Source organism: Mobiluncus curtisii subsp. curtisii ATCC 35241 (genome assembly GCF_000146285.1).
Lineage (GTDB): Bacteria > Actinomycetota > Actinomycetes > Actinomycetales > Actinomycetaceae > Mobiluncus > Mobiluncus curtisii.
Map to the genome: position 1 here is coordinate 97,902 of NZ_GL385912.1, position 23,173 is coordinate 121,074.

22 protein-coding genes are annotated in these 23,173 nt (G+C 55.2%); 15 read left to right on the plus strand and 7 right to left on the minus strand.

All coding sequences use genetic code 11. The annotated features are described in order from the left end of the window. Positions 1 to 2 precede the first annotated feature (2 nt). From HMPREF0574_RS00435 to HMPREF0574_RS00445, 3 genes are read left to right on the plus strand one after another with little or no spacing between them, the layout of a single operon-like run. Positions 3 to 1,283, plus strand: a complete 1,281-nt coding sequence (locus HMPREF0574_RS00435; RefSeq protein ID WP_004006684.1) for a methyl-accepting chemotaxis protein — start codon at positions 3 to 5, stop codon at positions 1,281 to 1,283. Beyond that, positions 1,280 to 2,461 (plus strand): methyl-accepting chemotaxis protein, encoded by a 1,182-nt coding sequence (locus HMPREF0574_RS00440; RefSeq protein ID WP_004006685.1) that lies wholly within the window; start codon positions 1,280 to 1,282, stop codon positions 2,459 to 2,461. Before HMPREF0574_RS00435 ends, HMPREF0574_RS00440 begins: the two co-directional genes overlap by 4 nt. 17 nt (positions 2,462 to 2,478) lie before the next feature. Beyond that, positions 2,479 to 3,267: an HAD-IIB family hydrolase gene (locus HMPREF0574_RS00445; protein ID WP_004006686.1), complete on the plus strand. Its 789-nt coding sequence runs from the start codon at positions 2,479 to 2,481 to the stop codon at positions 3,265 to 3,267. Positions 3,268 to 3,289: 22 nt separating this feature from the next. Here HMPREF0574_RS00445 and HMPREF0574_RS00450 read toward each other — a convergent pair whose 3' ends face one another. Further along, positions 3,290 to 4,141: a TrmH family RNA methyltransferase gene (locus tag HMPREF0574_RS00450; RefSeq protein ID WP_004006687.1), complete on the minus strand. Its 852-nt coding sequence runs from the start codon at positions 4,139 to 4,141 to the stop codon at positions 3,290 to 3,292. A gap of 203 nt (positions 4,142 to 4,344) precedes the next feature. Between HMPREF0574_RS00450 and HMPREF0574_RS00455 the strand changes: the two genes are divergently transcribed. After that, positions 4,345 to 5,004, plus strand: coding sequence for a hypothetical protein (locus HMPREF0574_RS00455; RefSeq protein WP_004006688.1), 660 nt, complete (start codon positions 4,345 to 4,347; stop codon positions 5,002 to 5,004). Between the two features lie 55 nt (positions 5,005 to 5,059). Here HMPREF0574_RS00455 and HMPREF0574_RS00460 read toward each other — a convergent pair whose 3' ends face one another. The 3 genes from HMPREF0574_RS00460 to HMPREF0574_RS00470 all read right to left on the minus strand — a co-directional run bounded on the left by HMPREF0574_RS00460 (position 5,060) and on the right by HMPREF0574_RS00470 (position 7,878). Next, complete coding sequence (locus HMPREF0574_RS00460; protein ID WP_004006689.1) at positions 5,060 to 6,106, minus strand: quinone-dependent dihydroorotate dehydrogenase; 1,047 nt, start codon at positions 6,104 to 6,106, stop codon at positions 5,060 to 5,062. A gap of 36 nt (positions 6,107 to 6,142) precedes the next feature. After that, a complete protein-coding gene (locus HMPREF0574_RS00465) occupies positions 6,143 to 7,147 on the minus strand; it encodes an aldo/keto reductase family protein (protein ID WP_004006690.1) in 1,005 nt (334 codons plus the stop codon). A 92-nt stretch (positions 7,148 to 7,239) separates the two neighbouring features. After that, the gene (locus tag HMPREF0574_RS00470; RefSeq protein WP_004006691.1) at positions 7,240 to 7,878 is read right to left on the minus strand and encodes a DUF3043 domain-containing protein; all 639 of its coding nucleotides are present in this window, start codon (positions 7,876 to 7,878) and stop codon (positions 7,240 to 7,242) included. A gap of 83 nt (positions 7,879 to 7,961) precedes the next feature. Between HMPREF0574_RS00470 and HMPREF0574_RS00475 the strand changes: the two genes are divergently transcribed. From HMPREF0574_RS00475 to HMPREF0574_RS00500, 6 genes are all read left to right on the plus strand, one after another. After that, positions 7,962 to 9,335, plus strand: coding sequence for a dipeptidase (locus tag HMPREF0574_RS00475; RefSeq protein ID WP_004006692.1), 1,374 nt, complete (start codon positions 7,962 to 7,964; stop codon positions 9,333 to 9,335). Between the two features lie 10 nt (positions 9,336 to 9,345). Next, the gene (locus HMPREF0574_RS00480; RefSeq protein ID WP_004006693.1) at positions 9,346 to 9,864 is read left to right on the plus strand and encodes a hypothetical protein; all 519 of its coding nucleotides are present in this window, start codon (positions 9,346 to 9,348) and stop codon (positions 9,862 to 9,864) included. A gap of 122 nt (positions 9,865 to 9,986) precedes the next feature. Then, on the plus strand, positions 9,987 to 10,331 hold the full coding sequence (erpA, locus tag HMPREF0574_RS00485; RefSeq protein ID WP_004006694.1) for an iron-sulfur cluster insertion protein ErpA: 345 nt from the start codon (positions 9,987 to 9,989) through the stop codon (positions 10,329 to 10,331). A 200-nt stretch (positions 10,332 to 10,531) separates the two neighbouring features. After that, a complete protein-coding gene (locus tag HMPREF0574_RS00490) occupies positions 10,532 to 11,416 on the plus strand; it encodes an FKBP-type peptidyl-prolyl cis-trans isomerase (protein ID WP_004006695.1) in 885 nt (294 codons plus the stop codon). A gap of 52 nt (positions 11,417 to 11,468) precedes the next feature. Next, positions 11,469 to 12,524, plus strand: a complete 1,056-nt coding sequence (locus tag HMPREF0574_RS00495) for an FKBP-type peptidyl-prolyl cis-trans isomerase (protein ID WP_004006696.1) — start codon at positions 11,469 to 11,471, stop codon at positions 12,522 to 12,524. 131 nt (positions 12,525 to 12,655) lie between these two features. Beyond that, complete coding sequence (locus HMPREF0574_RS00500) at positions 12,656 to 13,060, plus strand: response regulator transcription factor (RefSeq protein ID WP_004006697.1); 405 nt, start codon at positions 12,656 to 12,658, stop codon at positions 13,058 to 13,060. Positions 13,061 to 13,065: 5 nt separating this feature from the next. On the opposite strand, the gene HMPREF0574_RS00505 is transcribed toward HMPREF0574_RS00500, so the two are convergent. Beyond that, positions 13,066 to 13,410 (minus strand): hypothetical protein, encoded by a 345-nt coding sequence (locus HMPREF0574_RS00505; protein WP_004006698.1) that lies wholly within the window; start codon positions 13,408 to 13,410, stop codon positions 13,066 to 13,068. A 45-nt stretch (positions 13,411 to 13,455) separates the two neighbouring features. Here HMPREF0574_RS00505 and HMPREF0574_RS00510 point away from each other — a divergent pair, with 45 nt between their 5' ends. From HMPREF0574_RS00510 to HMPREF0574_RS00520, 3 genes are all read left to right on the plus strand, one after another. Then, positions 13,456 to 14,280, plus strand: a complete 825-nt coding sequence (locus HMPREF0574_RS00510) for a lysophospholipid acyltransferase family protein (RefSeq protein WP_004006699.1) — start codon at positions 13,456 to 13,458, stop codon at positions 14,278 to 14,280. Positions 14,281 to 14,301: 21 nt separating this feature from the next. Next, complete coding sequence (locus tag HMPREF0574_RS00515; RefSeq protein ID WP_004006700.1) at positions 14,302 to 15,501, plus strand: pyrophosphate--fructose-6-phosphate 1-phosphotransferase; 1,200 nt, start codon at positions 14,302 to 14,304, stop codon at positions 15,499 to 15,501. Positions 15,502 to 15,601: 100 nt separating this feature from the next. Further along, positions 15,602 to 16,996 carry a class II 3-deoxy-7-phosphoheptulonate synthase gene (locus tag HMPREF0574_RS00520; RefSeq protein WP_004006701.1) on the plus strand — a complete coding sequence of 465 codons (1,395 nt, stop codon included), beginning with the start codon at positions 15,602 to 15,604 and terminating at the stop codon, positions 16,994 to 16,996. Between the two features lie 81 nt (positions 16,997 to 17,077). On the opposite strand, the gene pknB is transcribed toward HMPREF0574_RS00520, so the two are convergent. Beyond that, positions 17,078 to 19,069 carry a Stk1 family PASTA domain-containing Ser/Thr kinase gene (gene pknB, locus HMPREF0574_RS00525; RefSeq protein ID WP_004006702.1) on the minus strand — a complete coding sequence of 664 codons (1,992 nt, stop codon included), beginning with the start codon at positions 19,067 to 19,069 and terminating at the stop codon, positions 17,078 to 17,080. 179 nt (positions 19,070 to 19,248) lie between these two features. On the opposite strand from pknB, the gene HMPREF0574_RS00530 reads away from it, so the two are divergent. Next, on the plus strand, positions 19,249 to 19,620 hold the full coding sequence (locus HMPREF0574_RS00530) for an Rv2175c family DNA-binding protein (protein ID WP_004006703.1): 372 nt from the start codon (positions 19,249 to 19,251) through the stop codon (positions 19,618 to 19,620). A gap of 14 nt (positions 19,621 to 19,634) precedes the next feature. Here the strand turns inward: HMPREF0574_RS00530 and HMPREF0574_RS00535 are convergent, their stop codons facing one another. After that, on the minus strand, positions 19,635 to 20,720 hold the full coding sequence (locus HMPREF0574_RS00535) for a polyprenyl synthetase family protein (protein WP_004006704.1): 1,086 nt from the start codon (positions 20,718 to 20,720) through the stop codon (positions 19,635 to 19,637). A 97-nt stretch (positions 20,721 to 20,817) separates the two neighbouring features. Between HMPREF0574_RS00535 and HMPREF0574_RS00540 the strand changes: the two genes are divergently transcribed. Further along, on the plus strand, positions 20,818 to 22,512 hold the full coding sequence (locus tag HMPREF0574_RS00540) for an RNA polymerase sigma factor (RefSeq protein ID WP_004006705.1): 1,695 nt from the start codon (positions 20,818 to 20,820) through the stop codon (positions 22,510 to 22,512). Positions 22,513 to 23,173: the final 661 nt, after the last annotated feature.

Sequence of the window (23,173 nt, forward strand, 5' to 3'; positions counted from 1 at the left end):
TTATGTCTGATCACCCAACTGAGCTGCGTCTACGCGGAATTAGGTTTAACCTCTTGGCGAAAAACCTGGTCAGCGGGGTTGCGGTGCTGCTGGCTCCGGGACTGATATTTGTAGTCTCCCTAGTGGTTTTGTTCCGCCTGCTGTTGCGGGTCGGCAACCATTCCCAAGGTGCGCTCAGCGTCAACCTACCGCTTGTGATTAGCGCCCTCGTCGTCGTGGGAGCGCTCGGGGCAGCGGGGGCGTGGGTACTCATCAGATTCATCTCCCGTTCCATTACCGACACTGCCAGCTCGGTACAGCGCAGTGCCCAAGCGATAGCGGCGGGAGACTTCACCGTAGAGGCCAGGAGCGTGACCAATGATGAACTGTCCGACTTGGCACAGGTGATGAATGAAACTCGTATAGCTCTCAGCCGGCTGATGAATGAAACGCGGAGCGTATATCACCAAGTTTCTGCGGAACAAACTGGATTGAACGTAGCGGTCAATGCCTTGGGGGATACCGGCGGACAGGTCAGTCAGGAAGTCGCCACGGTTACACCACAAGCCCAGAAGCTCACCAAGTCAGCGGAGGAACTGGCTGCTGCCGCTGCCGAGATTTCTGCATCCCGTAGTGACATTGCTCGCCACACTGAGCAAGCCTTAGCGATTGGGCACAGTGAAGTGCAGGACTTGGTTGAAATTTCTCAGGTCATTCAAGAGTTTCAATCCCACAGCCAGGATATTTCTGTTTCTGTGGATAAAATCGCGCAAATTGCGGAAAGAACCAGCTTGCTAGCTTTGAACGCCACCATCGAATCAGCGAAAGCCGGAGAAATCGGCGCGGGTTTTGCCGTTGTGGCAGGTCAGATTAAAGAACTCGCGGTGCAAACCAGCACGGCAGCGGCGGCGGTGACGGAGGCTTCTACAGAAATTCAAGATCGCTGCGACCGGGCTGTCGGTGTGACTGCCGATGTCACCGAAAAATTGAACCAGATTAATGACTCTCAGGAAGTCTCTGCGCAAGCCGTAGCGGATCAGGCTGCGGTAGTAGCGTCGATGGAGGCAGCTTGCACAGGAGCTCTCGCTCAGGCTCGCGCCTTAAGTGAGGAAATCGAGATTATCAATGAGGCTGCTGCCGAATCTAAGACCAGTCTGCAAAATATAGATTCCGAATCCGACAGGGTGGAAGAAATTATTTCCTCCACCCGCACTATGATTCATAACCTCCGGATGATTGCGGAAATGGAGGAGCCTCGTCCGTCAGCATCGGAGGAGTCAGAGGAATCGGAGGAACGGCCATGAGGCAAAAGCTGATTTCCATTGCGGGGCAGTTCCGGTTCACCGCCTTTTTGAGTTTTGGATTCTCCGCGCTAGCGGTGGTGTTGCTGCTGGTGGGATTGCAACGAATCCTCTCTCTGGGAGGTCAGCCTCAAGCCCAGCAGCGTGAGATTTTCACCCAAATCATTATTCAGGTCATCTTGATAGGGATTTTGGCAATTCTGGGAACGATAATCGGCTTTACCATGCGGGCTCGAATCCGTCGCTCGGTGAAATCTGTGTCCCTGACCCTGGCAGATTCCGCGGCGGGCAATTTCACGAAACGCGCCCAGATTTATGCCCAAGACGAAATCGGGGAGATGTCGAAGGCTGTCAACGAAGCGATGGTTTCTCTGTCCTCGCTGGTGGTTAATCTGCGCGGTGGTGTGGACGGACTGCGGAATTTTGCCGCGCTTGCCGGCGACCAAGCGGAAATCGTCAAAACGGGCAACGATCGAGTCTTTGAAAGCAGCAACCGGCTGTCTACCACGGGGACGGAATTGGGACAAACAGCGCAAACTTTGACGGATAACGGTACCGCGGTAGCGGGGGACATCGCGCATCTCTCCGAAATTGCCACCAGCAACGAAGTCTTGCGTTCGGAAGGCATCACTGCCGCGCGCAATCTCAATACCGCGGTCACTGAGCTGAAACACTCGGTGGAAAAAATCATGACTTTGATGACAGATATTTCTGTAATCTCTGAACAAACCAACATGCTGGCACTGAACGCCACCATTGAAGCCGCTCGCAGCACGGATGCCGGGCGGGGCTTTGCTGTAGTTGCCAACCAAGCCAAAGATTTGGCTTCGCAAACAGCTCAAACCACCGGTGAGGTCCTCAGCCAGGTCGCCCAGCTGCAGACTCAGGCAATCGCCGGGGAACAGCGCATTGAGTTTCTGTTGACCCAGCTGGAGGCTCTGAGCACGTCCCAACAGGCTGTCAATCTGGACGTAACCCGTCAAGAAACTGCTTTGTCCACAGCTAATACCGGCATCGAACAGGTGCGTGAGTCCTCTGCGGACCTGTTTACCCACTCGCAGTCCTTAGCGTCACTCTCCCATACTGCCCATACGCAATCTGAGCAGTTCCAGGAACACATGAGTGTGGTGCAGGACGCCGTGTCCACCTTGGACCGGCGAATGGCTCGGTTTACGGTCTAGCTTGCCAGGATTGTCTCGTGAGCTGGCACTGTACCTTTCCTGCTGATTTGCGTCTGGTTGCTTTTGACCTGGACGACACACTGGCGCACTCAAAAATGCCCCTGGACGAAGAGATGGCAGTTGCCCTGGCTCAGCTGCTGAACAGCTATGAGGTCGCCATTATCTCTGGTGGTCAACTCTCTCAGTTCCAATCCCAAGTTCTGTCCCGACTCGCCAATCAACTGGCTTCGCAATGCACGCTGCATCTGCTGCCCACCTGCGGCACCCAGTACTACCGGATAGAACCGGGCACGAGACCGGAGCGGCTGGTGCGCGTCTACCGTCGAGATTTGGCGGCGGACCTGCGGCGACAGGCTGTTGAAACCATCGAAAAGACGGCTCGTGAACTCGGCTTCTGGGCTGTCTCGCCGTGGGGAAATATCATTGAGGACCGTGGCACTCAGGTGACATTTTCCGCTTTGGGACAGCAAGCCCCGCTCGCGGCAAAACGAGCCTGGGACCCAGATGGTTCTAAAAAATCCGCTTTGGTGAAAGCTTTGAGAGAACGGCTCTCCCAGCTGGAGGTACGCAGCGGTGGGGCGACCTCGGTGGATGTCACAGCTCGTGGAGTGGACAAAGCCTACGGCATCCGTTCCCTGCTGGAATCGACCGGATATACACCGCGCAACCTTGTGTTCTTGGGTGACCGTCTCGATGAACGGGGCAATGACTATCCGGTGTTGTCAACCGGGGTGCCGTGTCAAGCGGTGAGCGGCCCAGAGGACACTTTGGACTGGCTGCAGCGGTTGCTGGCGTCGAAATCATAAGTTTGGGTTGGCGAGCAGCCGTTTACGGGCGGTTTGTGGCGGTCGCCCAGCAGGCGATAGCGATAGCACCTGCCACGTTGAGAGAATCGACTCCGTGAGCCATCGCGATGCGCACCACTTTATCGGCGCGAGCAATCGTCTGCGGTTTCAATCCGTCCCGTTCAGCTCCCGCAATCAAAGCTACTTTTCGACTCGGAGCAGCGCCCAGTTCCATCGCGTAATCTCGCAAATCCTGGGAGTCCTCCCGCAATGCCAGAGCAGCCAGTTCAAACCCCGCCTCATGGAATAGTGCCGGATCAGGCCAGCGCTCCAGCCGGGTCCAAGGCACTTGAAAAATCGTGCCCATGGAAACCCGTACTGCCCGGCGATACAGGGGGTCAGCGCACGAGGGAGTGACCATAATTGCGTCATAGCCGCAGGCCGCGGCGCTGCGCACCGCTGCTCCCACATTTGTGTGATCCACCAAATCTTCCAGAATCAAGACCCGCGAGGCATGTTTCAGGATTTCACGCGGATTTGGGGCAGGTTTGCGGAGCATTGCCGCAATAGCCCCGCGATGCAAATGGAAACCAACCAAGCGTTCCAACAGGTCTTCTGAAGCCACGAATACAGGAATGGGACCACCATCGGGGGCAAATCCGGTGGCGGGGCTGGCAGCGAGAAACGGGCGGATAATCTCTAACCAATGCGGAGCCAATAGCAGGGAACGCGGAGTAAACCCGGCGCGCAGGGCGCGACCGATGACTTCGTTTGATTCCGCCATGAACAGTCCCTGTTCGGCTTCCAGACTGCGGCGCAGATTCACGTCTTTTAACTGGGTATAGTCATGGAGATATTCCGGGTAAGCAGTGAGGGAATCCAAGTCAATCAGCACGCTTAATTGTGCCTGTTATTCTCTATAAATCCCAACTTTAGACCGAAAATACGCGGATTTGCTAGGTTTTCCACAAGGGCGGAAAAATCTGGGTTTTCCACAGGTAACGAAATATTTTCTCGACATTAGTACTGGTTACGAGAACACTGAAAACCGAGAAGTCACACTACCGCCGGGTCTGGGGGAAACAGAAAGGAACATCTATGGCGACTTTGGAAATTATGCAGGAACTGCGCAATTGGAGGGCAAAGGAAGTACCGCATCACGACGTTAGCTGCGATTGTGAGCGCTGTAACTTAGCAAAGACCATGTCTTTGGAAAGTTTGCGGGGACTCATCGGCAATCCGCTGCTGGACCCCGGCATCTATGGTCCTCGGGGTTGGACAGTGATGGAAGGAGTCACCACTCTCACGCTGCCTTACTCGGATTGGATGTGGTTCGACATGGCACGGGAATATCCCGATGTGGAGGTGGAGGAAATGGTTGACTATCTGCCTTACTCGGACGGGGACGCGTGGTTAGCGACTCAGCTGTTGAAAGTGATACCGCCCAATGCATTGGACGAGCGGCAAAACTACGCTCCGCGGGTGCAGGATCTGTTGCAGTTCGTGGCGAAGCATCCCGGTGAGGCGTTCTTTTCCGGATACATGATTGGACCCCAGCGCTTTGATGAACGGTTGAGTATAGATACTATTTTCGTCTCTCCGCAGCTGCTGGGGCTTGCAACTGACAACGAAGATGCACACGCCGCCTATGCCGGTTTGAAACGATTTGAATTGGGAGAGGACGCTTGTCCCGATGAAATCAACGCCTTTCATAACCAACATCTGAATCAGCAGCTGTGGCGTTTTTGGTGGGATTAGGCGGGAATCAGACTCGATACGTGTGGGGTGCAGGCTGTTTCTCCCCGGTCAGTAGCTAGCTGTGGGTCAGTTCCCGATTCAGGTGTGCTGGCCAGGCGGGACCCTCATAGATGAATGCCGAGAATCCTTCAATGAGGTTCGCACCGGCAGCCAGCATGGCGCGGGCATCCTCAGGAGTGGTGATACCGCCGACCCCGATAATGGTTTTTTCAGGACTCAGGTGTTCTCGCAATAATTTCACGACCTCCAGGGCGCGGTTTCGCAATGGCTCTCCAGACATTCCACCGGCTCCCAAATCGTGCTTAATAGTCGTGTTGGTCGCTACCACCCCAGTCAAGCCTTCATCCATGGTCAGCTGTGCCACCGCGGCAATGTCCTCATCGACCAAATCCGGAGCAATTTTTACAAACACGGGCAGCTCGGATAGCCCTTGGGACTCCAGTTCGCGCTGCACCGCTTTGACGATGGGACGCAAGGAGGAAACTGCCTGTAGGTCACGCAATCCGGGGGTATTGGGGGAGGACACGTTGATGACCAGGAAATCCACCAAGGCAGCCAATACCCGCGTGACTTTACGGTAATCTGCGGGAGCTTTTTCGGGGGGAGTGACCTTATTCTTTCCGATATTAGCTCCGATGATGATTCGCTCGCCGTATTCGGCTCGCCAGCGGCGAAGCCGGCGGGCTGCTGCACGGGCACCTTCATTGTTGAAACCCATCGCGTTGCGCAGGGCACGCTGTTGCGGGATACGCCACAAGCGAGGACGGTCATTACCGGGTTGCGGCAGGGGAGTGATGGTTCCGATTTCCATGAACCCGAAGCCCAGCGCGTCCCACATGGCGATTGCACGGGCTTCTTTGTCCATGCCTGCTGCCAATCCCAGGGGACCGTAAGTCCGGAACTTGGTCCCCGCAGGGGCGGAATCGAAGTTAGGACGAGGCAGGGGCCAAGTAAAAGTTGGTTCGCCGCGGTGGACTATCCGGGCAGCCACCTGGCGGGTCAACCCGAAACGCCCCCAAAATTCCAGCCAGTCAATAGCGCGCCGGTGGACCCACTCGGCATCGAGTTTCACGAAAAGGTGACGAAACACAAACTTGTACATAATGGCAAGTCTAATCGGGACGGTCGAGAAACGGCACTAGGGACGCTGCAACGGCGACTTGGGATGATCTTCGGGTTGCGTATGAACCACGAATTTACCCAGTACATCGTCAATAAGAGCGTTCAAATGGTCGTCAATAGTTACGTCTAGGGCACCTACATTGTCCTCAATCTGAGATGCTTTGGAAGCTCCGATGATGACGCCGGAAACATTGGGACGTGCCAGCAGCCATGCCAAAGCCAGCTGATTCATGCGGCACCCGGCTTCTTCCGCCACTCGGCGCAAGCCTTGTACCGCTGCCAGCAGGTCGTCCTGCATCCACCGGCGCATGAACTTGGCGCCAGCTTTGTGGGCAGCGCGCGTCTTTTCTTTCGGAGTCTCTCCCGGACGGTACTTGCCAGTCAACACCCCTTGTGCCAGAGGAGAAAAACACAGGTGTCCCATGCCGTTGTGTTCGCAAGCCTCGACGACCCCGTCCTCGACGACTCGCCACAGCAGAGAATATTCAGCCTGATTAGAAATTAGGGGAATCTTTAGTTCGCGAGCCAAATGCGCGGCATCACGAATCTGGTCGGGATACCACTCGGAAACCCCGACATAAAGAATCTTGCCGGCGCGCACCAGGTCAGCAAAAGCCAGCATGGTTTCTTCCAGCGGAGTTTCGTAATCGAAACGATGGGCCTGATAAACATCCAGGTAATCTGTGCGCAGTCGTTTCAACGAGTTGTGGCAAGACTCGAAAATATGCTTGCGGGACAGTCCGGCGTCATTCGGACCGAAGCCCTTGACCGGCCAATAAACCTTGGACATCAGCACCAAGTCCTGACGATCCACGTCCCGCAAAGCCCGACCCAAGACTTTTTCGGCAGCGCCATTGGCGTAAACATCGGCGGTATCGAAAGTAAAGATTCCGTTTTCCAGAGCAACCCGAACGGCTTTTTCAGCAGCCTTATCATCAACTTGAGCGCCATGGGTGAGCCAGTTTCCGAGAACCAGCGAAGAAATCTTAAGTCCAGAGTTACCTAAAAAACGTGTTTCCATGATGCCCAGTCTATAAGTTTTAGGACCGGGGCGGAGACTCTTGCGGTTTCGCTACCGCTGAATTTACGGTGTTTTAATAAAAACCTGTGAAATTACCGGGAATTTTGCTGTTGCTTAGCAGCTTTGCCCCGCGCTACTTGCGGCTTCGGGCTGCGCCACCGGCGAATCATGATGGCGCGGGTAAAGGCGTACCAGCGCAATCCACGTGGGATATTTTCCAAGCCCAGGCGCTTGACGCACTGTCGGTGGGCTCGTCCTGCGATGATACCGCCATCTAACATGCCCAGAATCAAGGCTGCGTATGAGCCAAACAAGGTCCATGTGTTGACCTTTTGTGCCAGTTCAGTGTCTTGTCGGTTCAAAATAGAAACAGCAATCAAGCTGAGAGCCATGAGCACCAGCATCGTGACCAGCATAAATTCGGCAAAAGAATAGCGGGAATCGATGAAATCACGGGTCATCCGACGAGCCTGACCGCGATGTTGATAAGGCAGCAAATCCTCGCGACCGGTGCGTAAGCCTTCCTGTTCACGTTCATAGCGACGGCGGGACTCCTCACGTGCTCGTTCTTTCGCGATTTTCTTATCAACGCCTAGCAGCCCTTGATAGTTGCGGGCTTCCTGCTGTTTTCGGGAGGGGGTTGGTCCCTTCTTTTGGCGTGGATTGGTGGAGGATTTAGATTCCCCTGGGTTTTTAGATTCGCTGGGCTGTGGCTTTTTTAATAGACTCATGATAGGCAAATCATGCCACAGATTTTTTATGTTGGAAAACCGGGAAAGCGACCGGCAAATGAATAAAGGGAAAGGAAAATGCGGTGGAGGAAGTAACCTTGCGCGAACGCGTAACTGCCGATTTCAACAATGTCGTCGAGTTCTTGAAAGACCTGGTGCGGATTCCCGCGGTGTCCTCGCTGCCGGAACATGCCTCGGACATGCAGGTCAGCGCGGAATACATCGTGAAAAATTTGGAAGCAGCCGGCGCGACGGCACGCATTGTGACCGTGACAGATTCGAAAACCGGGCTGGTTTCTCGTCCCGCAATTTTGGCTGAAAAGTCCGGACCAGCTGGGGCTCCCACCGTGCTGCTCTATGCCCACCATGACGTGCAGCCCACGGGGGATTTGGACAAGTGGGACTCGGACCCGTTTGAGCCAGTGGAGCGCGACGGACGCCTCTATGGGCGCGGTGCCAGTGATGATGGCGCGGGGGTAGCGACCCATTTGGGAATGCTGCGCGCGTGGGGAGACAAACTGCCCGTCAATGTGAAAATTTTTATCGAAGGTGAGGAAGAAGTCGGCTCTCCGACCTTTAACGCCTTCCTGGAACAGAATCGGGAATTCCTGCAAGCCGATGTCATCATCGTGACTGATTCCGGGAACTGGGACGTTCACCAGCCAGCCCTGACCACGGGTCTGCGCGGTGTGTTGAGCGTAGACGTGAACGTCAAAACTCTGGATCACGCCGTGCATTCCGGAGCTTTCGGTGGGGTCACCGTAGATGCCTTGACCTGCCTGTGCCGGCTCCTCGCTACTTTGCACAATCAGAAGGGCAGTGTGGCGGTTCCCGGATTGGTGACGAAGACGGTGGCGGACGTGGACTATCCGGAAGATGACTTGCGGAAACAAATGGGAGCCGTGGCAGGTCTGGAACTGACGGGGACTGGGGACCTTGCCTCCCGCCTGTGGACCCAGCCGGCTATCAGCGTCATCGGGATTGACGCGCCCAGCGTGGCGAACAGCTCTAATACCATCATTCCGCAGGCGAAAGCACGAATCTCGATGCGTATCGCGCCCGGTCAAGATCCTCAAAAGGCGGCGCAAGCGCTGTCGGATTACCTGGTAGCAAACGCTCCTTTCGGTGCCGAGGTCAGTGTGGAATGCCTGGAAACTGGACCAGCTTATGCCGCCAACCTGGACTCTCCGGTGCTGGCTTTGATGCACGGAGCCCTGACTGATGCTTTTGGGGTCAAGAGCGTCAATATCGGTCAAGGCGGTTCGATTCCGTTCATCGCCACGTTCCAGGAATTCTTCCCCGCTGCCGAAGTCCTCGTGACCGGGGTCGAGGATCCCTACACCAACGCTCACTCTGAGAACGAGTCCCAAGATATAGCGGATTTGCAGGGAGCAGTGCTTGCTGAGTCTCTGTTATTGGGACGTCTAGCCAAGGATGCGAACACGCCCCAGAATTAGGTGGCACTCGGTGCGGATACAAATCCTGGCGACCCCCGAATTCGCCGAATTTGCCCAGGACTTTTGCGGCGCTTGGAGCCAGAACCATCTGGCTGACACCCTGCACCTAGAGGTGGCAGATTTACGGTCAACGCAGTCGTCGCAGCCGGTGAAATCGAGAAACGCGAGTCCCGCCCTAACCACGCCAGCCAATCCCGCCCCGAACAGTGGCGGCACGGCGCTTGTGAGAGGACTGACGATTGCCAGTCCTCGGCAAGTCCAACTGGATGCGCAGGCGGATTTGTACCTGGTCATTCAGCCGGAAATCACCGACGTCCCCGACCCGACTGACTTAGCGAACCTGGTCGTCGCGAGGGCGACGCGGCGAGGTCTTCAACCGGTGGTGGTTTTGGCTGCCGATTCCCCGCTGTCACGTCGCCAGCTGCAGGAATCTGGCATCGCGCAAGCTTACTTCCTCGCCGAACACCCCGCACGTAGTGCCGCGCAGTGGGGGCGTATCTTGGGTCAAACGTGGCGTTTGCCCGATTGAGAGAAATCAAATGCCTACCGGCGCTGATATTTCCAGTTCGGGAGGGTACAGAAACCGAGGAAGAAAAACGGCGCAAATAAGGTTAAACTAAGTTGCAGTGTTTTCTCATGAAAGGAATATAGATGGAGACTTCTCCCTTGACCCACGAAGTCACTTTAACAGATGCCGCCGTAGCCAAGATTAAATCCTTACTGGAACAGGAAGGTCGCGATGATTTGCGGTTGCGCGTGGGCGTAGCTCCCGGAGGCTGCTCCGGCTTGATTTACCAACTCGAATTTGACGATGAACTGTCCGAAGACGATGCGGTGCGCGATTTTGATGGCGTGGAACTGGTTGTCGACAAAATGAGCGTGCCCTATCTGGCTGGTGCCACCGTAGATTTCCAGGACACCCTGGCTCAGACCGGGTTCGTGATTGATAACCCGAATGCTGCCAATACTTGTTCTTGCGGAGGATCTTTCCACTAGATTCCATTAGAGAAAAATCAACCGGAGGTTACGGCGAGCCTGGTTCTGTAGGCTCGCCGTTTCTCTATCGTCGTAAGGCAATCCAACGGAACGGGAAACACAAAGTTGCAAAGTCAATGACGATTAGGTTCGAATGTCGGTTGGTTCAAGGTAAAATCGGGTTTGGACAATTCTGAACTTGAGTATTCCTGGGGAGTATTGTGTTACGTAAATTTGCTTTCGCCCTAGCGGCTGCCAGTCTCGCGCTGTCGCTGACTGCCTGTTCTAAACCTGCTGGTAGCGAGATGCCCACTGTGGCTTCACCTCAGTTCGGGACGATACCGGAGATTAATTTCCCGGCAGCCCCGCCTCCGGAAGCGCCCGTGATGAAGATTCTCGATGATGGTGACGGGAAAGGCGAAGAAGTCAAAGACGGTGACCTGGTCGTCGTCGATTATTACGGCAAAGTTTGGGGCGGAGCCGTAATGCCCGATTCCACCATTACTGATACTGCCGGTCCTCGCGCGATTTCACTGGCTCACCCGCCAATCGAAGGCTGGAAAGAACTCCGTGGGGTCAAGGTCGGTCAACGGGTGTTGATGATTTTGCCTCCGAGCCAGGCATACGGTGAGATGGGTTCCAGCAGTATCGGGGTTAAAAAGGACGATACGCTAGCTTACGTGGTCGACGTGCGTTTAGCAGTGTCTCCAGACGCCGCCTCCAAGTTCCAAGTCACTCCGACCAATAACCCGCTGCCAAACGGTATTAGCATCAACCCGGACGGACAGGGAGCTTACACTCTGAACACTGCCGCAGCTGGGGCATATCCCTCTGCCCAAGACACCGCAGTCTACGCCACCGGTGACGGTCCGGCGGTTAAAGCGGGACAGGGCGTCATTGTGAAGCGGGTCAGCACAGATTGGAACGGACAGACCACCGCTGCGGACTGGAATGCCAGTGAGATGATTTCAGTTTCAGCTGATTCCATGGGACTGGCTGATCTGCCATTGGGAAGTCTGGTCTTGGTCATCACTCCGGCTACGCCCACTGCTGACCCCCAGGCAACCTTGTTACAGCTGGTTGCCGCTTACGATTCCAGTCGTTAATACCGCAGCGAGCGGGACACAAAACCTGAATTTTGGAAAAAGAGGAGCAATCTTGCAATACCTACAGAAGAGACTAGCGGTACTTTCCCTGTTTGCTTTAGTGGTCGCGGGTTTGACAGCTTGCCAAGAGACCCCTAAGGAGCAAAATGCTCCGCTTGCCAATCCGAAAAACTGTGTGAACACCATTACCCCAGCCACGTCTGCGGAACCCGCAGCGGTTAAGCCGGTGGAAAATGGACCGGTTCCTGCCGTCGACCCTTCCGATGGTTTCGGAACGGAACCGAACATTGCGGCGGGGACAGGACCGGCTCCGAAAGATTTTATCCGTACGGTCTTGCATGAAGGCACCGGGACAGTAGTTTCGGCAAACGCAGACGTCATCGTCCACTACAAGGGACAAAAGTGGAACGGTGAGGTTTTTGACGACTCCTGGCAAAAAGGTGAACCCGCTTCTTTCTCTCTGGGCAGCAACATTATTGAAGGCTGGAGATGGGGTCTGGCAGGACGCAACGTTGGCGATCGGATTGAGCTTGTCATTCCGCCGCGCCTAGCCTACGGGGAGCTTACGGAACGGGAACAAGCTGCCAAAGACGCCGGTCAGCCTCTGCCGGGCAAGAATCACCCGTTAGCCGGTGAAACCTTGGTTTTCGTGATAGACATTCTGTTCGCGCCTCCCGTGATGGAGGAAACCCAATTGGCCGCCTACACCCAACTTTTGGGGCAGTCAAAGCCCACCGGGGCAAAACTTCCTGACGGTCTGCGTATCTATTGCGGACCCGGCACCGAACCGCAACCGGCTTATATCGAAGGTTCAAAAGTTCCCGGCAAGCCTTTTAACGTTTGGACTTTGGAAGGTCAGGGACAGCCTATTCAAGCTGGCGACCAAGTGGGATATGTGGTTGTTTCTGGTTCTTGGGGTGACAAACCCACTTCTACCTGGATTAACGGTAAGGGAGTTTTGTGGGCGGATGCGGAAACCATGAAAGCCGTGGGGAAAAATGTCGGTTCCCGCCTGGTGATGGTGGGACCTCCGAACAAATCCGCGCCGCGCGGAGTAGTCCAGATTGTCGATATTGTAGACGCTATCGCTCTTCCGACCCTGGGATAGGGCGGACGTCACAAGGGTTTTCGGCTCGACCGGAGGGGTGACACCCGACGGTCGTGGGGGATGCTGAACTGTTTGGTGTGCACCCAATAGGTAGGTAAAATGTTTATGTCTTCAGTAAAGGAGCGAATTCTATGGAAGCAAAAGCTGGCACTGATGCCGTGCAAGTCATGCTTTTCAGTGGCAATCCCCATACTCGTCAAGCTGTCATGGATGCTGCCGGACTCAGCGGTAGTTTTGATATGCCACCGATTGAATGGCAGGAAGTAGCGACGTCGGATGCGGTGAAACAAAATTTTGCCGAAGACCGCTACGCGGCACTGGTGCTTGACGCAGAAACCTATCAGGAGGGTGGACAGTCAGTGGCGCGTTGGCTTAATATCCATGCGGATAAGGTCCCGCCTATCATCATGCTGGTGGCTCGTCAACAGGACGAATGGATGTCACGCTGGTCTGGAGCGAGCTATAGCGTGCCCGCTCCTTATGAGGCAGACGCGGTGATGGCTGCCTTGCGACAGGCTCTTGCAGAGACTGCCTGAATGCCTTAGTGACGGCGGAGGGGCAGCAGCAAACCTAAACCCACCGCTAGGGCAATCAAACACAAAGTAGCTGCCACTGCCGAGTAAATCGGCTGGGTAATTCCCAAGACTACGAAGCCGATGATGGCGGCAGCCAGCAGCAGCCAGCCGACCTTGGTGCGGGTCCGCAAAGTCGGTAATGGGGGATTGGGCGCTACGAAACCTTCGGTGTCTTCCACTGGGGTCCAGTCCCGAGGTCCGAAACCTCCGAGTTCAGGAGTAGCCGCCGCGAGTTGCTCGAAACGACGGTTTACTTCCTCAGGGGTTTCCTCATTGCGATCCTTGTGACCGCTTCGATTACGAAACGTCATAATTGAACTATACATGAAGCCCTGTGGGCACTGGAGGTATCGACTGTGTACAGATTTCCAAAGTTTGTCGCTGGACCGTTGTTGCACCTCTTGTTTCAGCCGTGGATACGCGGAGCAGATAACATTCCCGAAACCGGTCCGGCAATTTTGGCTTCCAATCACCTCGCGGTTATTGACTCAGTGTTCCTGCCATTGATGATTAAACGGGAAATTACTTTCGTCGGGAAATCAGATTACTTTACCGGTACCGGTATAAAGGGCTGGATTACCAAGCATTTTATGCAGTCCGTGGGGGTCATTCCAGTGGATCGTTCCGGTGGTAAGGCTTCCCAGGTCGCTTTGGATAAGGGACTGCAAGTTTTGGAACGCGGCGACCTATTCGGTATTTATCCCGAAGGCACGCGTTCTCCGGACGGCAGGCTTTATCGCGGTAAAACGGGGATTGCCCGACTGTCTCTCATCAGTGGCGCTCCGATTATTCCGGTGGCAATGGTGGGAACGAACAAATCGCAGCCCATCGGCAAGACCATCCCGAAGCTGGAACGTATCGGTGTCATCATCGGGAAACCTCTGGATTTTTCTCGCTACAAGGGCATGGAAAACAACCGCTATGTGCTGCGTTCCATTACCGACGAAGTCATGTATGACCTGATGCTGCTGTCCGGGCAGGAATACGTGGATGAATATGCCGCCAATGTGAAAAAGCGTTTGGAGATACAGCGCAAAACCAGCAAGGAAACCAGCAAAGACTCCGAAACCGCCGCTAGTGAGGTCGGTACGGCGGAGGCATCTCCCGCGGAGGGACAATCCGATACACAACCAGATGTAGCCGCCCAACCAGGCGACGAACCCCAGAATGTAAAGAAATAGGATAACAAGAAAGGCAGAAATATGGCTCTGAAACGAGTGGCTCTGTTGACAGCGGGCGGTTTTGCGCCGTGTCTGTCCACCGCGGTGGGCATGTTGATTGAACGGTACACCGAGTTGGAACCGGAGGTGGACATCATCGCGTACGAGCACGGCTATCACGGTCTGCTCACCGGCAAATACTTGCAGATTGATGATGATGCCAGGGCTAATGCCGCCCGGTTGCAGCTCTACGGTGGTTCACCCATCGGGAACTCTCGGGTCAAGTTGACGAACACCGCCGACCTGGTGAAGCGCGGTCTCATCAAGGAAGGCGAGGATGCGCTGAAAGTCGCCGCGGACCAATTGGTGAAGGACGGCGTAGACGTGCTGCACACCATTGGGGGGGACGATACGAACACGACCGCTGCCGATTTGGCAGCTTATCTGGAGGAGCACAACTATCACCTCACTGTGGTGGGGCTGCCCAAGACGATTGACAATGACGTGGTGCCGATTCGCCAATCCTTAGGTGCCTACACCGCGGCAGAAAATACTTCCATATTTGCCCAACACATCATTTCGGAATCCCGGGTATCTCCGCGGATGTTGATTGTCCACGAGGTAATGGGACGCAACTGTGGCTGGTTGACGGCTTACTCGGCAAAGCTGTATCGCGAGTGGCTGGACCAGCAAACCTTTGTGCCTTCGGTCGGGCTGGATCGCAAACACTGGGATATTAACGGCATCTATGTGCCGGAAATGCACATGGACATTGAGTCCGAAGGCAAGCGCCTTAAGAAAATTATGGACGAAAACGATACGGTCAACATTTTCCTGTCTGAAGGTGCCGGGGTCATGGACATCGTGGCAGAGATGGAAGCCCAAAACCAGGTCGTCAATCGTGATGCGTTCGGTCACGTGCGTCTGGATGAAATCAATCCGGGACAATACTTTGCCAAACGTTTCGCCCAGGCAGTCGACGCGGAAAAAGTCTTGGTTCAAAAATCTGGCTATTTCGCCCGTTCTGCCCCGTCCAATAAAGCTGACTTGCAGCTCATCAAGGGCATGGTGGACCTGGGTGTGCAGTGTGCCATCGCCGGAGAATCCGGGGTTATTGGGCACGATGAAGAAAATGGTAACCGTCTGAGCTGTATTGATTTCCAGCGCATCAAGGGTGGCAAGCCTTTCGACGTGAACCTGCCGTGGTTCCGCCAGATGCTCCAGGAGATTGGTCAAGCCTAGGCTTTTTTAGGTTTTCTCACTCGCCGCGCTCCGGGTTAAACTGTAGAAAGTTGCCCGGAGCGGGGCTTTTTAATGGCAAACACGAAATGGAAACGCGAAAATGGTCTTGAATGCACTTAGAGATTTTGAAACTGTGTGGCGTGGCGCACCTGCCCTCCAGCAGCCGCGCTATCCTGACCCAGACCAGGTCTCTGCGGTCTGTGCAGCATTGAAGCAGCGTCCGCCACTGGTTTTTGCCGGGGAAGTCAATGAACTGCAACACTTGATGGCACAAGCCTGTGTCGGGGAGGCTTTCGTGCTGACTGGCGGAGATTGTGCCGAAACTTTTGCTGAATCCACTGCCGACCACTTGAAACTGAAAATTCAGACCATCCTGCAGATGGCAGTCGTTTTGGCTTACGGTGGGGGACTGCCCGTCATCAAAATGGGTCGCATGGCGGGGCAGTATGCCAAACCCCGTTCTGCTGATACAGAAACTCGTGACGGCGTGACGTTAGAGTCCTACCGAGGCGATGCCGTTAACGGACACGAGTTCACCGCAGAGTCGCGTACTCCTGACCCGCACCGGCTGATGTCCTGCTACCAGTATTCAGCTGCCACACTGAACCTGATTCGGGCTTTCACCCAGGGCGGTTACGCCGATATGCGCCGAGTTCACGAGTGGAACAAAGGCTTTATGCGTAACCGGGCGTACGCAAAATTCGATGACCTGGCTACCGCGATTGACGCGGCAATGCAGTTCATGAAAGCTACCGGGGTTCCCTCCGATGCGCTGCGAACCACTGATTTCTATTCCTCGCATGAAGCGTTGCTCCTGGAATACGAAAACGCCCTGACCCGCGTGGATTCCATCAGCGGTGATTTGTATGACACTTCCGCACACTTCCTGTGGATTGGAGAACGCACCCGTCAAGTGAACGGGGCGCACGTGGCTTTACTGTCACAGGTGAAAAATCCTCTGGGCGTTAAGCTCGGACCAAACTCGACTCCCGATGATGTGAAAGGGCTGGTGGAAAGGTTAAACCCAGAGGGCGTGGCGGGACGCCTGACTTTCATCACCCGGATGGGAGCCAGCAATATCCGGGAAAAACTTCCCCCCCTGCTGCAAGCCGGCAAAGACACCGGCACTCCTCTGGTGTGGATGTGCGATCCGATGCACGGCAACACGGTAAAGACCGGTTCGGGCTACAAAACTCGTCACTTTGAGACGATTCTGGACGAGGTGCGGGGATTTTTTGCCGCTCACGAGGCTATCGGGACAGTTCCGGGGGGCATTCACGTGGAACTGACGGGCGAGGACGTGACCGAAATTGTTGGCGGTACGGAAACTATCGACGAATCCGCCCTGGCAAACCGTTACGAAACCCTGGTGGATCCGCGTCTGAACCACCAACAGGCTCTAGAACTGGCTTTCTTAGTGGCGCAAATGCTGGCGCAAGCGAAACCGGGCATCCAACCGGCAGATTTAGAGAACTTCCCGGCGCTAGGTTTTTAATCAGTCACCGGTGGCAACGCTTTAACCTGCCGGAGACTCTGAATGGCAGTCGCGACGCCGGTCCGCCGGGTTTAAGTTCGTTCAGAACAGAGTAATCGTTACCGTGGATCCGACTTTAGCTTGGGTTCCGGCACCTGGATTGGAATTCAAGACCCGCTTGGAATCTCCGAAAGTACGCTTTACATTCACCGTGAATCCAGCTGACTCCAGGGCAGAGCGGGCCTCGCCTTCGCTTTTACCAAATACATTCGGTACTGCTGCCATCTCTGGACCTTTAGAAACCACCAGGGTCACTTGGTCGAGATGGTGGAGGGTCGTGTTGGGAGCCACACTTTGGCTGATGACCTTGCCTTTGGGAACGCCATCCGAGAATTCTTCCTTAACCTGTGGCTGTAAACCAACCTTGGTCAATTCACTTTGAGCTTCCGAACCTGGTTTGCCGACCAAATCTAGCATCGTAACCGGCTGACGACCTTTGGAAACCGTAACTTTAACTATCGTGTTGTGCGGCACACTGGCATTGGGTGCAGGGTCTTGGGCAGAAACCTGCCCCTCCGGCACGGTGTCATGGAATTCCTCGCTGACCTGCGGGGCATTGAAGCGAGCCTTTTTCACCAGCTCCAAGGCCTCTTCCTGAGTCTTTCCCGTCAAATCGGGCATCGTCAGCATTTCGACGCCCTTGGAGACAAAAATCTTTGCCTTCTGGAAACGTCCCAAGGGTTTCCCCGGCGCTGGATCGGTACGGGCTACGTTCCCGGCAGGAACGTTGTCATCAAACACATCCACACGTTCAAAAGTTACGTCGGCGGCAGTGAGGGATTTGGAGGCATCCGACCACTGTTGGTTGACCACGTCCACCATGGGTCGATACGAACCCGGTCCCCACATAAAGAACCAGGTCAGGATAGCCGCTAGCAGGACTATGGCGCCGATAATTCCCCCAATTAAGAACCACCGCGTCTTTCGGTGGGAAGTATCTGTGGATGGGGTATCAGAGTTCCGCACGGAATTTGCCCGACGTTCCCGGCGGCGCTTCCACCAAGACTTGTGATGCGTAGGGGAGCCAGGGGCACCGGGCAGGGGAACTTCGTTGAGAGTCGGCGTTAATTCCTGATCCGAGTCGACCTCAACAGCGTCGGGTGCGGGCTGAGCGTCGCCGTGCAGCGCCATTTCGGTGGGACTCAGCCCAGCAATGGTTTCGTCAACCAGTTCCAGGGCAGCATCCCCGTTCAAAGGTCGCTTGGCAGGATCCCGTGTCGTGAGTTTCGCAATCAGGTCATCGACGGACTGTGGCACCCAGGGCTGGGTCTCCCTGATGCGTGGAACGTCTTGGTTCACGTGGGCGTAGGCGATTTGGATGGGAGAATCGCCGGAAAACGGGGGGACTCCAGCCAAAAGCTCGAAAAGCATGATGCCGGTGGCGTAAACGTCCACGCGGGAATCTGCGGCTGTTCCCGACACGGTTTCGGGAGACAGGTACGCCACTGTCCCCAAGATTGAACCGGTAGTGGCAGCGGTAACTTCGGAGGCGGCACGCGCCAAACCGAAATCGGCGACCTTTACCTGACCAGTTTCTGGCAGCAGCACGTTTTCCGGTTTCACGTCACGGTGAACCAGACCGGAGCGATGCGCAGCGGCGAGGGCTTGGAGAATTTCCCTGGTGATTTGGAGGGCTTCACTGACCGGCAGGCATCCCCGTGAACGCAGGTAGGTGCGCAGGTTAGGACCCTTTACCAGTTCCATCACCAGGTAGCTAGAGCCTTGGGCACTACCCTGGTCATACACCGCGACCACACCGGGATGGGTCAGTTTTGCTGCCGCTCGAGCCTCCCGGCGAAACCGGGCGACGAAGTCCTGGGACTCTGCCAGGTGGGGGTACATAATTTTCAATGCTACCGGTCGGTCCAGGCGCGTGTCTCGTGCCCGATACACGGTAGCCATCCCACCGCGGGCGAGTCTCTTTTCAATGACGTAACGACCATCAATAGTCTGTCCCACCAAGTGATCCGTAGGTTCCCGCGGCGCCTGAGGGCTGGCGGGGGTGGGCTGGGCAGGCGGGAAAGAATCGGGCATGTTGCCGTTGGAGTGACGTCCTGTAGAAGTGGGTTTGGGTGCTGGTACCGCGGTCGTTGCTCCGGTACCGTCGAAATTTTCCGTTTCTTTGTCACTCACGCCCAAAAGTCTAGGTTAAATTGTTCCGTATTTCTGTGTCCCTCCCCGTGACGCGCCGCTTTTTGCATTAGTTTTGCATTGTGAGTGAAATCTGGAAGGAATATATCTGGCTGACTATCAGCGAAGCGGCGGCTTATCTGGGTGTGGAACCGAAAGCTATCCGCTCCTGGCTCAAAGAATTATCTTTGCTAGCGTTGCCCTCACCAGAGGATGGAAAGCTGCGTATTCCCCAGGTCTTCCTGGTGCCAGCTGAATCGGCGGGAGATTATTGCGGACCCTTGGAGGTCCTGCGGGGTACCTTGATCCTGTTGCGTGATGGCGGGTTCAGCGATGTCGAAGCAATGAACTGGATGCTCAGCGTGGACGACAGCCTAGGGGACACCCCGTTGAATGCACTGCGGGCGGGACGCAAGAAAGCTGTGCGTAGGGTGGCAGGAGCTTTGGCACTCTGAATAGTTAGTGCTGATTAGCTGGCGCGGTTCACCAGGGAGGAACCGAAAGCGGCGAGTTGTCGTTTCACCTCTGCGTCGCACGGCATAGCGTCTAGGAATTCCTGGGATTGCTCCAGGTGCTCATTCATCAGGTCAGAAATCGCGCGTCGCGCTCCGGAACCGGTGATAATGGCGCAAATGTTGTCGATGATGGGTGGGGTCAAGTCCGGCGCTCCCCAGTAGCGCATCAAGTAGTCTCGCCCTCGGTCATCAGTCATTTCCCAAGCGAGAGCGAGCTGTGCAGTACGTTTCCCAGAACGAATATCGTCACCGGAGGGTTTTCCGGTCAGTTCTTGATCTCCGAAAATCCCCAAATCGTCGTCACGCAGCTGGTAAGCCACGCCCAAAGGAGTGGCGAATCCTTCCAATTGCTCAATGAGGGAATCACTGGCGCCGCGCAACGCCGCTCCCAACAGCAGCGGTATTACTACAGAGTAACGCGCGGTCTTGTGCTTGATAATTTCCATAGCCGCCTCCCGAGAGGGGGGCATATCAGGTGAGAGCTCACGAGTCTCTGCGGAAAGGTCGAGGAACTGTCCGTAAGCCACTTCGGCTTGCATCGTAACGAAGAAATTACTGGCTCGATGGGCATTTTCCACAGAAAGCGTGCTGATGGCCTGGGAAAAGTAAGAGTTTGCAGCCGCATAGAGCAAGTCTCCCCACAAGATAGCAGCGGAATCGCCGAAACGAGGTCCACCCATGGGGAAAGACGTCATAAACGCGATTTGCGCAGCAGGTAGACCGCGACGTTTTATGGCATTGTCGATGATGTCATCATGAACCAGAGCTGAGGTTTGAAACAGCTCGAGACTGGCGCCCAGGTCCAGCAGTTGGTCGGGAATCTCACCTGTCCGCAGGGGACCGGCGGCGCTAATCCAACCCATGTAGGCGGCGATGGCTCGGAAACGCTTACCCCGGGTGAGTAGTCCGCTAGCGGGGGCAGAGAATCCGTCTAGCTGCGCGTTTGTTAAGGCTTTGCTGTTGCAATATTTCCACGGCTCGGCAAGTCGGGCGCTGACTCCGGAGCGCACGTCAGCTATTAGGGAAATTTCCTCGAGCATGACCCAAATTTACCATGTCATGAGCAATTTTGTTAGTATGAAATTATAATTGTGCCTTGTACGTTTTGAAACAATTCCTCAATGCGAAAGGTTCTCGGTGTCTACCAGCGAAAAGTCCCTTGAAAATCAAGGCGAAACCAGCCCTACTACCACTCGGAAGACTGTCGGCAAGGCAGCAGGCGCCAAAGCTGGTTCCACCACTCGGAAAGCTAGCACCAAGGCGGGACAGAAAGTCTCTAAGGCGCAGTCGGAGGCGAAATCAACCGCCAAATCTGCAACGAAATCTAAGGCATCGACCGGATCCAAGAGCGCCGCAGCGAAGGCTACCAAGACCGCTGCTAAATCTGGCGGGAAAGCTAGCACAAAGACTGGCGCTAAAACTGCAGGGAAAACCGCGGCGAAATCCACCACCAAGACCAGAGCAAAATCCAGTGCCAAATCAGGTGAAAAGACCACTACTCGGAAAACCCGGAGCTCCAAGGCAAAAGCCACGGAGACGAGCACGGGTACGAAGCGGAGGAAGTCTGCAACCAATCAAGAACTACCTGAAGAGTCTGTAAAATCTCCGGAACTCGAAGTCGAGGACGAAATCGAGGAAGAAGTCGAAGATAAGGACAACGAACCTGATGAAGGCGAGCTGGAAGACCCGGAAATCGAGGATTTAGCAGACCTCGAGGGCGACGACGAAGAAGAAGATGATGCAGACAGTGAGGAAGACACTGAGGATACTGAAGACGACGAGGACGAAGACGCTTCCCACGAGGATAAATCGAAAGATACCAAACTAGGGTCTAAAGCTAAATCCTCAACCAGTGCGGAATATACCCTCTCTGAAAAAGATGATGCGGACGAGCCGGCTCAAAAGGTGACCGTAGCTGGGGCGACTTCCGATCCGGTCAAGGATTACCTGAAGCAAATCGGCAAGGTCGCGCTGTTGAACGCGGAACAGGAAGTGGACCTGTCCAAGCGCATCGAAGCTGGTCTGTACGCGGAGCACCTGTTGAAGACTAAGCAGGAAACCATGACTCCGAAACAGATTCGCGAACTGCACTATGTCGTTCAAGACGGGCAGATGGCAAAGAATCACCTGCTAGAGGCAAACCTGCGCTTGGTAGTGGCCCTGGCAAAGAAATATACCGGACGTGGTATGTTGTTCCTTGACTTGATTCAAGAGGGCAACTTAGGTCTGATACGTGCGGTAGAAAAATTCGATTATTCCAAGGGCTACAAGTTCTCTACCTACGCCACCTGGTGGATTCGTCAGGCCATCACCCGTGCTATGGCAGACCAGGCGCGCACCATCCGGATTCCGGTACACATGGTGGAAGTCATTAATAAACTGGCGCGGGTGCAACGCCAAATGCTGCAGGATCTGGGACGCGAACCCACCCCTGATGAGCTGGCGCAAGAACTTGAAATGACCCCAGAAAAGGTCGTGGAAGTCCAGAAATACGGTCGCGAGCCGATTTCCCTGCACACTCCGCTGGGTGAGGACGGTGACTCTGAATTCGGGGATTTGATTGAAGACTCCGAAGCAGTAGTGCCTGCCGATGCGGTTAGCTTTATGATGCTCCAAGAACAGCTACAACGTGTTTTGGACACGTTGAGCGAGCGAGAATCTGGCGTGATTGCCATGCGTTTCGGTCTCAAGGACGGTCAGCCCAAGACTCTGGACGAAATCGGGCGCCGCTACGGGGTCACCCGCGAGCGTATCCGCCAGATAGAGGCCAAGACAATGTCCAAGCTGCGTCACCCGGCTCGTTCTCAATCTTTGCGCGATTACTTGAACTAACCGCTACCCCCGTTAAGCGAGTAATTCATCGCGTTAATGGCGGAGGAGGCGTAGAAGCGACGTTTGGGAGACGTCGCGCCGCTGTAGCTCCAAGCAGGAGGGGGCATCGCGAAGCGAGTGAGCCATCGCGTTAACAGTGTATCGGTTTTAGTGGTGGGCGCTTCGTTGTTGGGGGCGTTTGTGAGAGGCGGTAGGGGGAGTGTTCTTTCGTGTTTTGCGTGACTGTTGTCGCAAAACGCTCACCCTCCAGCCTCTCGCTGAGTCACCCCCAACGCTCCTCGCCCCACCAGCCTAAATACCTGTGTTTATAACCTCAATTTCAGTGTCAATGGGCTTGAAACCTTCCTGGGTATCGCGTTCTGTGTGGATTAAAGGTGGAAATAGGGCTGCAGCTGCCAATAATGGCAGCTGCAGCCCAAATCCCACTGTTTATTCCCGCTGGGGAATCTAGCGGGCGTGCGCGAATGACCGATTTCGTTTCGCTTTGGTGCAACCTGATTCAGCTGTAAACGGGTCTACCAGCGGTTTTGCGAAGGCTAAGGGGAGCCGCGGCGCGGATTTTGGTTTGGGATCGGTCGTTCGTGCATGTGTTCTTCTGAGGGGTGATGTTCGCTTGTGGTGGGCGGTGTGCGGGTGGGCTTGGTGGCAGCGGCGGAGCCGC

What these genes read in the sequence shown, in the direction of transcription:
- HMPREF0574_RS00435 (WP_004006684.1), top strand. Translation starts at nt 3, where the DNA reads ATGTCTGATCACCCAACTGAGCTGCGTCTACGCGGAATTAGGTTTAAC.
- HMPREF0574_RS00440 (WP_004006685.1), top strand. Translation starts at nt 1,280, where the DNA reads ATGAGGCAAAAGCTGATTTCCATTGCGGGGCAGTTCCGGTTCACCGCC.
- HMPREF0574_RS00455 (WP_004006688.1), top strand. Translation starts at nt 4,345, where the DNA reads ATGGCGACTTTGGAAATTATGCAGGAACTGCGCAATTGGAGGGCAAAG.
- HMPREF0574_RS00460 (WP_004006689.1), bottom strand. Translation starts at nt 6,106, where the DNA reads ATGTACAAGTTTGTGTTTCGTCACCTTTTCGTGAAACTCGATGCCGAG.
- HMPREF0574_RS00465 (WP_004006690.1), bottom strand. Translation starts at nt 7,147, where the DNA reads ATGGAAACACGTTTTTTAGGTAACTCTGGACTTAAGATTTCTTCGCTG.
- HMPREF0574_RS00470 (WP_004006691.1), bottom strand. Translation starts at nt 7,878, where the DNA reads ATGAGTCTATTAAAAAAGCCACAGCCCAGCGAATCTAAAAACCCAGGG.
- erpA (WP_004006694.1), top strand. Translation starts at nt 9,987, where the DNA reads ATGGAGACTTCTCCCTTGACCCACGAAGTCACTTTAACAGATGCCGCC.
- HMPREF0574_RS00500 (WP_004006697.1), top strand. Translation starts at nt 12,656, where the DNA reads ATGGAAGCAAAAGCTGGCACTGATGCCGTGCAAGTCATGCTTTTCAGT.
- HMPREF0574_RS00505 (WP_004006698.1), bottom strand. Translation starts at nt 13,410, where the DNA reads ATGACGTTTCGTAATCGAAGCGGTCACAAGGATCGCAATGAGGAAACC.
- HMPREF0574_RS00515 (WP_004006700.1), top strand. Translation starts at nt 14,302, where the DNA reads ATGGCTCTGAAACGAGTGGCTCTGTTGACAGCGGGCGGTTTTGCGCCG.
- HMPREF0574_RS00520 (WP_004006701.1), top strand. Translation starts at nt 15,602, where the DNA reads ATGGTCTTGAATGCACTTAGAGATTTTGAAACTGTGTGGCGTGGCGCA.
- pknB (WP_004006702.1), bottom strand. Translation starts at nt 19,069, where the DNA reads ATGCCCGATTCTTTCCCGCCTGCCCAGCCCACCCCCGCCAGCCCTCAG.
- HMPREF0574_RS00535 (WP_004006704.1), bottom strand. Translation starts at nt 20,720, where the DNA reads ATGCTCGAGGAAATTTCCCTAATAGCTGACGTGCGCTCCGGAGTCAGC.